Source organism: Lactiplantibacillus sp. ME-2, assembly GCF_022549155.1.
Classification (GTDB): Bacteria; Bacillota; Bacilli; order Lactobacillales; family Lactobacillaceae; genus Lactiplantibacillus; species Lactiplantibacillus plantarum.
Genome location: NZ_JAKZEQ010000030.1, coordinates 1 through 13965, shown reverse-complemented (window position 1 = coordinate 13965; position 13965 = coordinate 1). Strand labels below are relative to the sequence as shown.

13 protein-coding genes are annotated in these 13965 nt (G+C 43.5%); 1 reads left to right on the top strand and 12 read right to left on the bottom strand.

The genetic code is table 11. The annotated features are described in order from the left end of the window. Positions 1-70: 70 nt before the first annotated feature. The gene (locus MMY95_RS11105) at positions 71-811 is read right to left on the bottom strand and encodes an amino acid ABC transporter ATP-binding protein (RefSeq protein WP_003640790.1); all 741 of its coding nucleotides are present in this window, start codon (positions 809-811) and stop codon (positions 71-73) included. Continuing rightward, positions 804-2279 carry an ABC transporter substrate-binding protein/permease gene (locus MMY95_RS11100; RefSeq protein WP_003640791.1) on the bottom strand — a complete coding sequence of 492 codons (1476 nt, stop codon included), beginning with the start codon at positions 2277-2279 and terminating at the stop codon, positions 804-806. Before MMY95_RS11100 ends, MMY95_RS11105 begins: the two co-directional genes overlap by 8 nt. Positions 2280-2484: 205 nt before the next feature. Here MMY95_RS11100 and MMY95_RS11095 point away from each other — a divergent pair, with 205 nt between their 5' ends. After that, complete coding sequence (locus MMY95_RS11095) at positions 2485-2655, top strand: SPJ_0845 family protein (RefSeq protein WP_003640792.1); 171 nt, start codon at positions 2485-2487, stop codon at positions 2653-2655. 57 nt (positions 2656-2712) lie between these two features. Here MMY95_RS11095 and MMY95_RS11090 read toward each other — a convergent pair whose 3' ends face one another. From MMY95_RS11090 to MMY95_RS11045, 10 genes are all read right to left on the bottom strand, one after another. Then, positions 2713-3120 (bottom strand): iron-sulfur cluster biosynthesis family protein, encoded by a 408-nt coding sequence (locus tag MMY95_RS11090; RefSeq protein WP_003644577.1) that lies wholly within the window; start codon positions 3118-3120, stop codon positions 2713-2715. 246 nt (positions 3121-3366) lie between these two features. Then, positions 3367-3663 (bottom strand): nucleoside triphosphate pyrophosphohydrolase family protein, encoded by a 297-nt coding sequence (locus tag MMY95_RS11085; RefSeq protein WP_003640794.1) that lies wholly within the window; start codon positions 3661-3663, stop codon positions 3367-3369. 1 nt (position 3664) lies between these two features. Continuing rightward, complete coding sequence (gene yihA / locus MMY95_RS11080) at positions 3665-4258, bottom strand: ribosome biogenesis GTP-binding protein YihA/YsxC (protein WP_003640795.1); 594 nt, start codon at positions 4256-4258, stop codon at positions 3665-3667. 158 nt (positions 4259-4416) lie between these two features. Continuing rightward, positions 4417-5682 carry an ATP-dependent Clp protease ATP-binding subunit ClpX gene (clpX, locus tag MMY95_RS11075; RefSeq protein WP_003640796.1) on the bottom strand — a complete coding sequence of 422 codons (1266 nt, stop codon included), beginning with the start codon at positions 5680-5682 and terminating at the stop codon, positions 4417-4419. A gap of 294 nt (positions 5683-5976) precedes the next feature. Continuing rightward, entirely contained in the window at positions 5977-7299 is a 1323-nt protein-coding gene (gene tig, locus MMY95_RS11070; protein WP_003645655.1) for a trigger factor, read from the bottom strand. Between the two features lie 203 nt (positions 7300-7502). Further along, on the bottom strand, positions 7503-8690 hold the full coding sequence (tuf, locus tag MMY95_RS11065; protein ID WP_003640798.1) for an elongation factor Tu: 1188 nt from the start codon (positions 8688-8690) through the stop codon (positions 7503-7505). 214 nt (positions 8691-8904) lie between these two features. Beyond that, positions 8905-9819, bottom strand: a complete 915-nt coding sequence (locus tag MMY95_RS11060; RefSeq protein WP_241277644.1) for a hypothetical protein — start codon at positions 9817-9819, stop codon at positions 8905-8907. Between the two features lie 62 nt (positions 9820-9881). Further along, positions 9882-11606, bottom strand: coding sequence for a ribonuclease J (locus MMY95_RS11055; RefSeq protein WP_003640800.1), 1725 nt, complete (start codon positions 11604-11606; stop codon positions 9882-9884). Positions 11607-11625: 19 nt separating this feature from the next. Next, on the bottom strand, positions 11626-12498 hold the full coding sequence (gene dapA / locus MMY95_RS11050; RefSeq protein ID WP_003640801.1) for a 4-hydroxy-tetrahydrodipicolinate synthase: 873 nt from the start codon (positions 12496-12498) through the stop codon (positions 11626-11628). 117 nt (positions 12499-12615) lie between these two features. Further along, the gene (locus tag MMY95_RS11045) at positions 12616-13818 is read right to left on the bottom strand and encodes an MFS transporter (protein ID WP_085439395.1); all 1203 of its coding nucleotides are present in this window, start codon (positions 13816-13818) and stop codon (positions 12616-12618) included. Positions 13819-13965 lie beyond the last annotated feature (147 nt).

Genomic DNA, 13965 nt, shown 5'->3' with positions numbered 1-13965 from the left:
GTCGCTACTGATCACAGTGTAGCAAAAAACCGGTAATCAGCAACTGAGCTGATTACCGGTTATGTGTTGTTTACATCAAAATTTTAGAAAGAAAATCTTGGGCCCGCTCTGTTTGCGGGTTCGCAAAGAATTCCTCAGGCGTATTATTCTCCTGAATATAGCCATCAGCCATGAACCAGATTCGATCCGCTACTGACTTAGCAAAACCCATTTCGTGAGTGACCACAACCATGGTCATCCCATCCTTAGCAAGTTCTTGCATCACGTTTAACACTTCCCCAACCATTTCCGGGTCCAAGGCAGACGTTGGTTCGTCAAACAGCATCACTTCAGGGTTCATCGCCAACGCACGAGCAATCGCCACCCGTTGAGCCTGACCACCTGAAAGACTACTTGGAAAGGCATCCGCATGATCGTCCAACCCAACGCGTTGCAATAATTCGTGCGCTTGCTTAGTCGCCGCGGCATCATCGACATGCTTGACCTTCATCGGCGCCAATTTAATGTTTTCCAATACAGTCATGTTGGGAAATAGATTAAACCCTTGGAAAACCATTCCCATTTTTTCACGTAGCGCGTTAACACTCTTCGTATCCAAAGTTGTGAGATCTTGACCTTCGAAAGCGACTTGACCACTTGTGGGCGTCTCGAGTAAGTTTAAACAACGTAAGAAGGTACTCTTCCCACCACCAGAAGGACCAATCACCACGATCACCTGACCGGGTTCAACTTTTTCTGTAATATCCTTTAAAACGTCATTTTCACCGAAGCTCTTCGCAAGGTCTTTAACTTCAATTACTGGTTTAGTCATGTTGCATTCTCCTTTCGAAGTAGTTCAAGATCCGTGAAGCGGTAAAGGTTAAGATGAAGTATAGCACCATAATAACAACGATCGGTGCAACCCCCCGGTACGTATCTGAACGAACAATGTTACTTTGATAAATTAATTCAGTGACCCCAATAATCGAAACGATGGAACTATCCTTGATCAGCGTAATAAATTCGTTCCCAAGTGATGGCCAAATATTTTTCAATGCTTGTGGCAAGACCACGTAACGCATCGTTTCACCGTTGGACATTCCTAAACTCCGAGCAGCTTCCGTCTGCCCAACATCGACGGAATTAATCCCGCCACGAATATATTCAGCAACGTACGCACCAGAGTTTAAGGAAATCGCAATAATCCCAGAAGTCAGTGCTGGTAAATTGACGAATAACCCAAGTCCGAAGTACACAAACATCACTTGGACCATCATTGGCGTCCCACGAATAAATTCAACATACGCAGTTGCTAACCACCGAATGGCAGTCTTAAGTGGATTTCCTTTAGCCATCCGTGCTAATGCCAATAAAATACCGATGATAAAACCGAAGAAAACGGAGCAAACCGTAATGATTAACGTATATTCGATCCCGGTTGCAAAAGCCTTCCAGTAATGTCCCATTGACGTATTAACGGTATTGGTCTTCAAATACTTGCCGGCTGCCGGTAAGTATTGCTTTTTAACGAGGTTCTGTTTCTTAATCCGATCAACGGTCTTATTGACTTTGTTAACAAGACTAGTTGAACCTTTCCGAAATGCGATCGCCGAACTCGTTGCACTAGAGCTCATGTTGAAGTCACTAGGAATAGCAACCAAACTCTTATTGTTTGCAACATAGGCTTCTGCAGAAGGCTTTTCCATAGCAACCCCATCAACTTTGTGACTCTGAAGTGCCAAAATCAGATCAGATTGTGAAGTCATCCCTTTAGCCTTGGCAGTCGTTTGGTTTTTGACGGCATTATATTGAGTCGTTCCAGTTTGGGCACCCAACGTGCCATTCTTGAATGAATTCTTATTCTTGTACTTGCCCTTATCAGTCTTATTGATGACAATATCGTAGCCACCTTGATAATAAACGTGGGTAAAATCAACATTTTTCCGCCGTGAAGGGGTTGGGTTCATCCCAGAGATAATCATATCAACCTTGCCAGTTTGGAGTGCCACTAGCAATGAGTCAAATGACATGGATTTGATCTTCAGCTTCACGCCCAGATCCTTAGCAACTTGTTTCCCAATCTGAACATCCATCCCAACGATCTTACTCTTACCGTTGACCGTTGCTTGAAACTCATACGGTGGATAATCAGGCGACGTCCCCATTACTAAGACGCCCTTTTTCTGAATTTGTTCTAATGAATTATCGGCCGCTTGCGCATGTTGCGTCTGTCCGAGTGGGACGACGGTCATGATCAGGGCCACAATAATGGCTAAAAACCACCCAAATCTTTTTTTCATAGGTATTCTCCTCGTTTTGTAATTTACAAGAATAAAGTATAACCGCATATGATTATTTATGCAAGTATTTTTGAAAATTTCTTTATTTTATGCATAAATAAGTCGTTTATACACGTTTTAGCCCATTGATTATGCATAAACGACGAATAACTGACAAATTGTCGGAAATTTGCTATGATAGGCGTTAATCGAAAGGAATGATTTTATGAGTTTAAAAGTACAGCGTCAAGATAACCTTGATAAGCTATTCGACAAGTTTGCCATTGGTCCTGACGATAAGGATAAACTCACCACTAAAGCGGTTCAGGATACTATTGACGAACATGCTAAACGCAAAGAAAATAAGGCAGCTGATAAAAAGGACGCCCATAAATAGCAGTCAAAAAAAAAACGCGATGGCAGTTAGCCATCGCGTTTTTATTTGAATAACTATTTAGCAAATTTTAGTCCCGATTGTTTGCATCTTTTCGCGCCGCTCTGCTTCCGTTTCTGGTGAAACATCGCGCCAATCAACAACAGCCAAAGCACCGTCGAGCATCCCGCTATCATCCTTGAGCGCTAAAGCATTATGCCAGCGAGAAATGTTGAGGCCGTTCCCCAAGTAGGCTTCATCAGCCGGTGCAACGTGCATCACATAACCAGCATTATTTTCTAATGGCGTGGTATAGTCGGGATCAGCGGCTTTAAGAATAACTAACTGAAACTTATTACCAATGGCACAGCTACCGCCTAAACTCGAATATTTGTTAGAACCATCGTCAGTTGTTAAAATTACTTGACTCCCTGCCGGAATCTTATCTGCAAGGTAGGCTTGAGCATCGTCTTTGATATTAATCTTCATAGTTAAGCATCCTTTCCGTTTCAAAAACATTTAAGTTGTGCACAACTCTTTTACAGTCTTTAATTTACGCTATTTCAGCTGCAAATGCAATTAATTTACCTAGAAAAGTGAAAATAAACAGCCGAACTCAATAATGACACAATTTTTGCAAATGATATGTGGTCGTTCGTCGCAATAAAAAAGAGTTGGGCTGCCAGCCTTACCTGCTGACAGCCCAACTCTTCAGGTTAGACCACTCTTCACCGACTATTTAACTGGTTTACCATTCGGGTACTTATCGTTGAGTTTAACAATATTTTGTTGCGCAACTTCTTCGAACGGAATATCCGCCCATTCAGCAACTTGTGATAAGTACCATAACACATCGCCCATCTGTTTCGTCAGCTGATCTTTATTCAAACGTTCACCATGAAACGTATACTTTTTGACTAAGTCAACGACTTGACCAGTCTCTGAAGCTAATCCCAGCGATAAGTTCGTCAGCACCTGCTCATTACCATATAATGTCCGATTTGCTAACGACTGATACTCATTAAATTCCAAGTTAGTTGCCTCCCACAGTGTGCGCTTCGATCCATTGCCAAACAGCATCCTTGCCTTCTTTGGTCTTAGCTGAAAAGGCGATAAAATCGTCTTCAGCTTGGAAGTTAAGCGTCTTTTTAATTAAACTTTCCTGTTTGTTCCACTTACCACGCGGAATTTTATCACTTTTAGTTGCCACGACCAGTAATGGCATCTCATAGTAACGCATCCACTCGTACATTGCGACATCGTCTTTAGTTGGCGCATGACGTGCATCGACTAGAATAACGACACCTCGCAGTGTCTCTCGGCTTGTTAGATACGTCTCAATCATTTGTCCCCACTTCTCACGTTCCTTCTTAGATACCTTAGCATAACCGTATCCCGGAACATCGACGAAGTATAATTGATCTTCAACTTTATAAAAGTTCAGTGTTTGGGTCTTCCCAGGTTGACTAGACGTCCGCGCATAGCTATTGCGGTTAATCAACACATTAATCAGGGATGATTTTCCGACGTTAGAGCGCCCCGCTAACCCAATTTCTGGAAACCCAGTAGTCGGGTACTGGCTCGGCGCTACCGCGCTCATGACAAGTTCAACGTTATGCACTTCCATCGAATTAACTCCTTCTGCAATCGTATTGCATTCATTTTACCATAATTTTTGCAGCGGGTTGTCATCCGCGCTCAAATTCGCTTTAAACAGCACTCAGGACCGCGAATGAAAACTCATCGCGGTCCTGAGTAATGTCTATTGATCTTCTGAACGAAACGTTAGGAAGCTTTTTGATCAGCTAAAACCAGTTCTGGTTCAGCGTGATCAGCAACCGTCTCGCGAGTAATAATCACCTTTTTAACATCTTCACGACTTGGAATATCATACATAATGTCCCGCATCGTGTCTTCAATAATCGAGCGTAGACCCCGAGCACCAGTATTACGTGCTAAGGCTTCTTGCGCGATGGCACGTAAAGCGTCATCGTTAAAGTCTAATTCTGCACCGTCTAGAGCAATTAGGCGTTGATATTGCTTGACAAGCGCATTCTTTGGTTCCGTTAAGATCCGGACCAAATCATCTTCCGTTAAACGTTCTAGCGCAGTCAAGATTGGAAGGCGCCCAATAAATTCAGGAATTAAACCGAATTGTAAGAGGTCTTCTGGCACAACTTGTTGCATGAGACTCTTGGAATCGTCTAGAACGGCATTCTTACCATCGGTGTCCGTACCGAAACCAATCGTTTTATCGCCTAGGCGACGTTTGACGATGTCTTCGATTCCATCAAAGGCCCCACCAACGATGAATAAAATGTTGGTCGTGTCAATTTGAATAAACTCTTGTTGGGGATGCTTACGCCCACCCTGCGGTGGCACATTGGCAATCGTACCTTCCAAAATCTTCAAGAGGGCTTGTTGAACCCCTTCACCGGAAACATCCCGTGTAATTGAGACATTTTCACTCTTCTTGGCGATCTTATCGATTTCATCAATATAAATGATCCCTTTTTCGGCACGTTCAACGTCGTAATCCGCATTTTGCAGTAATTTCAGCAAAATATTTTCAACGTCTTCACCAACATAGCCGGCTTCGGTTAACGTCGTGGCATCCGCAATAGCAAATGGCACATCCAAAATTCGCGCTAAACTCTGAGCTAAGAAAGTCTTACCAGAACCAGTTGGTCCCACTAAGCTAATATTACTCTTTTGTAATTCAGGACCATCTTCGGTCTCTTCATCATTATCAGCCATGGCCTTAACCCTCTTGTAGTGGTTATAAACCGCAACTGATAGGGTCCGCTTAGCTTCATTTTGGCCGATCACGTATTGGTCTAACTCGTCTACAATTTCCTTTGGCGTTGGGATATCTGTTAATTCATGGGTTTGTTCTTCGCTAAACTCTTCATCGATAATTTCTTTACATAAATCGATACATTCATTACAGATATAAACGCCGGGGCCAGCCACGATCTTTTTAACTTGATCTTGTGATTTACCACAAAATGAGCAGTTCACAGGGCCGTTTGTCTCGGTATTTTCAAACATTCATTCTCACCTCATCGATGTATTTACATAGATTAATCATAACAGAAAAACTGAGCTAAAACCAGCTTAGGCACTGTCTTCTACGTCCACTACTATAACATGGACGAACCTAAACCCGAAATTATCTGTTCAATCATCCGGCTAACCACTTTGAAAACCGAATGATTCTCGCAGTAAATCACAGGCGTCAGCCAAATAGCTATTAAATTAATCTTACGATTAGCTGACGCTATGTAAAAGGGTCTCGGAAGAATTATTCTTCCAAGACCCTCGACTTGTATCTAATTGAATTAATTAGTTCTTGTCGCTGTCGTCTTTTTTGTCTTCTGCTTTGGCATTTTGCTTAGCAGAATCCGCAATCAAGTCAACGGCTTGGCGAATCGCAATGTCATGTGACAACATGTCATCCGTTAAAGCACCACGAACAGCACTTTCTTCCATGTTGTATTGACTAGCTAAATCCTTAACTTCGGCCGCAATTTCATCCTGAGATGGCTTGATGTTTTCAGCTTCAACAACCGCTTCTAAGACCAAGTTAGTCTTAACCCGGCGTTCAGCATCAGCAGCAAATTGCTTGTGCAAGTCGTCTTCAGTAGTACCAGTCAACTTGTAGTAAGTCTTTGGATCGATACCTTGTTGTTGCATATTAGCCAAGTATTGATCCATTTGACGATGAATATCGTCTTCTTTCATGGCATCAGGAATTGCTTGAATTTCAGCATTGTCAACCGCTTGGTTTAAAGCTTCGTCTTCAATTGCATCATGCGCAGCGGATTCCTTTTGTTCCTTAAGTTCGTCCTTGATCTTAGCTTTTAATTCTTCAAGTGTGTCAACATCTTCGTCAACATCCTTGGCAAATTCGTCATCTAATTCAGGGAGTTCCTTAGTCTTGACTTCATGAACTGTCACTTTGAAAGTGGCTTCTTTGTCTTGTAAGTCTTCAGCTTGGTAATCCTTAGGGAACGTTACCTTAACTTCAGTTTCGTCGCCAGCCTTGACACCAACTAATTGGTCTTCAAAACCAGGGATGAATGAGTTAGAACCTAATTCAAGTGAGTAGTTTTCTGATTCGCCACCTTCAAATGGTTCGCCATCAACGAATCCTTTGAAATCAATAACCACCGTATCGCCCTTAGCGGCTGGTTGGTCTTCCTTCAGAACTAATTCAGCTTGTTTTTCACGCCGTGATTCTAATTCGGCATCAACATCCTTAGCATAAACGCGAGTATTTTGACGCGTTACACTAAGTTCCTTGTATTGACCAAGCTTAACTTCTGGTTTAACCGTTACAACGGCCTTTAATACCCAAGGCTTACCTTTTTCCATGCTATCAACATCGATTTGAGGTTGATCAACTGGTTCGATTTCAGTTTCCTTGATTGCTTCTTCATATGCCTCTGGGAGCACGATGTTTAAAGCATCTTGATAAAGTGCTTCTTCACCATACATTTGATTGAAGATTTGACGTGGAACCTTACCCTTACGGAAACCAGGAACATTTAAGTTCTTTTTAGTCCGTTGGAAGGCCTTGTCGATACCTTCACTAATTTTATCAGCACCAATTTCGAATGTTAATTCGCCTTGGTTGCCTTCTTTCTTTTCCCACTTTGCAGCCATTGTATTCCCTCCGAAACATTATAATTTCTACAATTCTAGTCAATTGCATACTTGTTAAGTTTAACCTATCGACACCGTAAAGTAAACCAAATTGGCTAAAAAAGCGCGTAAGCTCGCGATTTATTGTTCGTTTTTCTTAAAAAAAGCGACTTGGAAGAAGACTTCCAAGTCGCTTAGATCAATCAATGAAAATCAGTTAGAGATTAGTCATCAATTTCTGAAACAACACCGGCACCGACAGTATGACCACCTTCACGAACCGTGAACTTGGTACCCTTTTCGATGGCAGCTGGTTGAATCAATTCAACAGTGAACGTTACGTTGTCACCAGGCATAACCATTTCAACGCCGTCTGGCAATTCAATAACACCAGTGATATCAGTGGTGTGGAAGTAGAATTGTGGACGATAGTTTGAGAAGAATGGCGTATGACGGCCACCTTCTTCTTTGCTCAAGATATAAACTTCACCCTTGAACTTCTTGTGAGTTTGGATCGAACCTGGCTTAGCCAAAACTTGGCCACGAACAACTTGTTCACGGTTAACACCACGTAATAACGCACCAACGTTATCCCCGGCTTCACCTAAGTCAAGTGTCTTACGGAACATTTCAAGACCCGTAACAGTTGACTTAAGAACATCTTCGTGTAAACCAACGATTTCAACTTCGTCGCCGACCTTAACAGTCCCACGATCGATACGACCAGAAGCAACAGTCCCACGACCAGTGATTGAGAAGACGTCTTCAACAGGCATCAAGAAAGGCTTTTCAGTATCACGAACTGGAGTTGGGATGTATTCATCAACAACATCCATTAAGTGCATGATAACCTTTTCTTGTTCTGGGTCGCCTTCAAGTGCTTTAAGCGCTGAACCACGGATAACAGGAATATCGTCACCAGGGAAATCGTATTCTGAAAGTAATTCACGTACTTCCATTTCAACCAAGTCAACTAATTCGTCATCGTCAACAAGATCAGTCTTGTTTAAGAAGACAACGATATAGTCAACACCAACTTGGCGAGCCAAGAGGATGTGTTCACGCGTTTGTGGCATAGGACCATCAGTTGCGGCAACAACTAAGATCGCACCGTCCATTTGAGCGGCACCAGTAATCATGTTCTTAACGTAGTCAGCATGTCCTGGGGCATCGATATGAGCGTAGTGACGCTTTTCAGTTTCGTATTCAACGTGGGCAGTGTTGATAGTAATACCACGTTCACGTTCTTCCGGAGCAGCATCGATAGAAGCAAAGTCTTGTTCTTTAGCCAAGCCCTTAGATGCTAATACCTTAGTGATTGCAGCGGTCAAAGTAGTCTTCCCATGGTCAACGTGGCCAATAGTACCAATGTTTACATGGGGTTTTGTTCTTTCATAATGTTCTTTTGCCATTAATGAAACCTCCTGTGATTTTCGCAAGAATAACGTCGAGGCCAAAATGGTCTCAACAATTCTTTAGCTAGTATTATACTACATCCTAGTGAAAAGGCCAAATCGCGCACCCATCACTGAGAATCCTTAAATATTATATATAGCCTAATCTGATTTGTAAACAGATATTATTCAAAAAATTGAATTTTTGTTAGTAAATTCTTATTACGCACGCTTATGATTGTAAATCAAGGCTAAATTGCTGAATTTTTTGCTGAATTTTCATCATTTTTTCAGTTTGGTCATCAGACGGCGTTATCGTCTGCCCAGTTTGCAAACTAATCAAAAGATCGATCCAAGCCGTGGAATCTGTAATAACCTGTGCAGCGCATGGATATAAATACATTAATTGCAATTGTAAAAGGTCTCGTAAGCTTTCATATAAAAAGACATCTTGATTACCAAGTCGCACTTTCAAAGCATGGTAAACGGCCTTGCTCGTCTCGTCCTGACCGAGTGCGACTAACTTTGCTGGACACAGTGTCAACATCTTCTCATCCAGTAGCCACTGCATCTTGACCGTCTCTGATACTTGCAATTGGTACAGTGTATATAACACTTCTACTCGTGTTAAGGGATGCAAAAACGGATCTACTAATAGAAACTTGGCTGCCGTCAGATAGTGCTCATATGGCAGGTGACGGGCTGCTCGCAAACCTGCCACCTGTTTCTGGACGGGCTGGTCAGATAAATGATAAAAATGACGCATTGTTGTGGTCAATGTCGATCCTAGCGTTCGCTCAGCCGTACTCTCCGCCGCTTTTAAAATTGTGCTTGCAGCCGTAGTCCACGCACTCGTTGGGCGTGCCTTGATCATAATGTGGGCAGAAATGAAGTCATGATTAGCAACCAATGCATTCAGATACAGATCTGCGGCCGCATCGGTTGCTAAATACTGCGCTTCAAACTCACTGGCATAATTAGCTGCTGCCACATATTGTTGATCAGCAACCAACGCTTGGACCAATTCGTAATTAACTGGTGCCGTTTGCTGTGCCTGATACACTTGCTCCCACAAACTAGCCGCCTTGGACCAATCCTGAGCTCGACTGGCTTGTTCGGCGGCCAATTGTGTTTCAGCTATTGTCATTGAACCTTCCTCCTCTTCATTGTAACCAAAAAAGTCGGAAGTAGCTTCCGACTTTTTTAATACTAAGCTTTAGATTCAGTCTCGACTGGTTTGGCTGGTTTAGCCTTCTTTGTACGCCGATGATGCTGATTAACTTCCATAATAACCGGTAAAATAACTGGGTGCCGCTTGGTCTGGTCCCATAAATAATGGTTCAACTTCTCACGGACAGCCTGTTTTAAATGGCCCCAATCAAACTCTTTATTATCGAGATTTTCTTGCACCGTCGTTTTGACTAACTCAGCGCTCTCTTGCATCAAGTCTTTACTAGTCTTGACGTAGACGAAGCCCCGTGAAGTAATCTTAGGAGTCGCAATAATCTTCTTCTTTTTGCGATCAATCGTGACCACTGCCACGAAAATACCGTCTTCAGACAAAATCTTGCGGTCACGTAACACAATGTTTCCAATGTCACCGACCCCGATGCCATCGATCATCGTATCGCCGACTTCGATTGAACCGGCCAAGTGCATGGTATCACCGTCATAACGTAACTGGTCACCCTTGGCTGCGATCAGGACATGGTCGTCCGGAATTCCAACTTCACGTGCAAAGTCCGCATGAGCATCCAACAGACGATACTCCCCTTGAATCGGAATGAAATATTGGGGCTTCATCATGTTGATCATCATTTGCAAGTCACGTTTAGCGGCATGGCCGGAGGAATTCATTTCATCAGCAATCGCCTTAACGTCCGCATCAGCACGATAAATCATATCACGGGTCTTGGCAACCACGGTTTCCATCGAATGTGACGGTGTGGTAGTAATAAATACCAGATCACCCTTTTCGATATTGACCTTGCTCTCCTGCTTATTAGCCATCCGTTGTAAGGCCTTAATAGGTTCGCCCATTCGGCCCGTTTGTAAAATCACGATTTGTTCAGGTTTAAGTTTATCAATGGCTTTAAGTGGCACGACAACGTCTTCAGGCATGTGTAACTTTCCTAAATCGATTGCGGTCTTCACGATACTCTCAACGTCACCAGGCATTAAAGCGACTTTCCGATTAGACTTTGCAGCGGCATCTAAAACTTGCTGAATACGCAAGATATTGGATGCAACTGAAGCGACAATGATCCGTCCTGGATGATATTTAAACGTTTCTAAAACATAGGCCGCAATTTCACGTTCACTGACCGGCTGTTCATAATTTTCTGCATTAGCTGAATCACTAAGTAACGCCAAGACGCCTTTTGATCCAATCTCCGCCAACCGCGCAAAATCAGTCTGATAGTCGCCTGCGGCCGTCGGATCAAACTTAAAGTCACCGGTATAAACGACCTCACCGGCACTGGTTTGCAACACGATTCCCATTGAATCTGGAATCGAATGGGTCGTGCGGAAAAACGAAACCGTGACCGTGCCAAAATCAATTTCTGTCTTCTCATTAATGATGTGGAAGTCATTAAAGTTTTTAGCTTTAGGGTCCTTTTGCAATTGAATTTTTGCCAACTCAATGGTTAGCTCTGAACCAAACACGGGAACGTTGAACTCATTCAAAAAGTACGGTAACGCACCAATGGCATCAGCGTGGCCGTGGGTCAAAAAGACACCGACGATTCGATCAGCATTTTCTCGCAAATAACTGAAGTCCGGAATCACGATATCAATTCCTAATAACTCATTTTCTGGGTACTTTAACCCACAATCTAAAATATAAATATCACCATCGACTTCGACAGCATACATGTTTTTGCCGTTCTCACGGACCCCACCAAATGGGGTAATTTGAATTTCACTACTCAATTATTTCACCTTGATTCTTCTAAATGTTTAATGTTTTAAAAAGCTGAGCCGTTTGTTCAGTACTCAATGGTAAGATTGGTAACCGTGGTTCACCCACCGGCTGACCCAAATGATTTAAGGCTGCTTTAACTGGCGATGGCGATGGTGCACTAAACAAGGCACTCATCTTGGGTGTTAAGTCCCGTTGATACTTAGCGGCCGTGGCAATCTCACCCTGGTCGATGGCACTAAACATCGCCGTCATTTCGTCACCATAGATATGACTTGCCACTGAGATAACCCCAGCACCACCAATTTCCTTGGCAGCCAAACTCTGAGAATCTTCACCAGTATAAACAAGAAAATCAGCCGGTGCATTTTCGACAATCGCACCAAACTCTTCCATCGTCGCACACTGCTTAATCCCAATAATATTGGGATTTTGTGCTAATGTTAAGATCGTGGCCACGGTCATCTTCACAATAACCCGGCCCGGAATATTATAAATAATAACTGGTAAGCCACCTTGATCAGCAACCGCTGTAAAGTGGGCAATCATACCAGCTTGATCAGGCTTGTTGTAGTAGGGAACCACCACTAAAGCTGCATCAATCCCCTTAATCTGACTAACCTTCTTAGTAAATGCGATGGTAGCAGCGGTACTGTTTGAGCCGGTCCCGGCCACGATTGGTACCCGACCATCGACAATCTCAGCTGCTTTCTTTAGTAAGGTTAATTTTTCATCTTCGGTTAGCGTTGGTGCTTCACCAGTTGTCCCACCCACCAGAATACCTTGGGTGCCGTGTGCCAATAAATGTTCAATCAAACTTGCTAACCGCTTTTCGTCCAATTGTTGGTGATCATCGAAAGGGGTCACCATTGCGGTCATCAAATCAACGTTTGCAAAGTTCATGATCTAAAAACTCCTCTATTAAAATTTACAAGTACCAGCGTACCTGTTCCGATTAAGTAACTCTCCCCAGTTTACCACATTTTAAAGTAAAGCAATAGTTAGACCATTCAATGCAATCTAATGTGGTCGTTGCTGACTAAAATACGCGACCCACAGCATCAATGCCATCAGCTGTAATCCAGCCGTAACAATAAAGATTGACTGATACCCCCACCAATTGGCAACAATCACGGCTAACCCGGGGCCGACCACGTTACCACAAGCTTGCGCGGACTGATTTAAACTAAACACACGCCCAAACGCTGCGTGTGGGACATGCTCGACTGTCATCACTTGAAGCGCGGGCAATAGTGCCGCATCCGCAATTCCCAGTATTAGCCGTAGCCCGACCAGCCACGCGACCTGATGTACCAAACTAGTCAACAATAAGTCAACAATCGCTAAAATCAAAAAAGTAACTAAGCAACGGCCAGCGCCCAGCCGATCCAGAATGCGCCCAACACGACCAGCCATTAGAATCGTGGCAAGTCCCGGCGCAGCCGCCACAATCCCCGTCATCAAGATAATCGTCTGCGCCGTTGCTTGGGGCACTAACTGTCCGACCAGCAAGCTTAACAGTGGTGTTATCGCATTGGTCGTCGCCTGAACAACTAGTAACGATGTCAGCAAGGCACAAATAAAGCGACCACCCAATTGATGTAAGATTGGTCGCAATGGTGGTAACGTGGCGCGACTAACTGCCGTCACCTTCTCTTGAACACCCCACCAGGTCATGACAAAGACAAGCGCCATCAAACTACTGGTAGCCACGAACGCCCCCCGATAGCCAACGGTATTAGCCAGCAAGCTTCCCAAAAGTGGCCCCATCAATGTGCCACTGATGCTACCAGTGACCAGTTTACTTAACCACTGGCCACGTTGTTCCGCAGGTACGGTAATCGAAATCAGTGCGTTAGCATTATTGATGTAACCTGAAAACGCTCCCTGTGCGGCTCGTAAAATCAAGAGGACGATCACGTTAGGTGCTAGTCCCACACCGAGAATCGTTAAGGTCATCATGCCAGATGCGCGTAGACACATCAGCTTACGCCCCTTTTGATCCGCCAATCGGCCCCACAATGGTGCGACTAAAGCTTTGCAGGCGTATGTCACGGCAAACGCCGCTGCCCCTAGAAAATTCAACTGGGTCGTTGAATAATCGCCTAATGTCTGAATATACAGCACAATAAACGGTAACGTCATTGCGTTACCTAAATCAGTGATTAAACTGCCAAACCATAAGACCCGAAAGTTACGAGTCAACGTTGCCATTGCTTCCATGAAATCCCCTCATTCACTTTTGAATAAACATAAGTATAGCGAACGGTTGTTTGGGTTTAATAAAGTTTATGTATCGTTTCTGTAATTTTTTACGGCGAATTTACAATTGAAATGCAACACAAAGTAAAAAAATAAACCCATACCGGG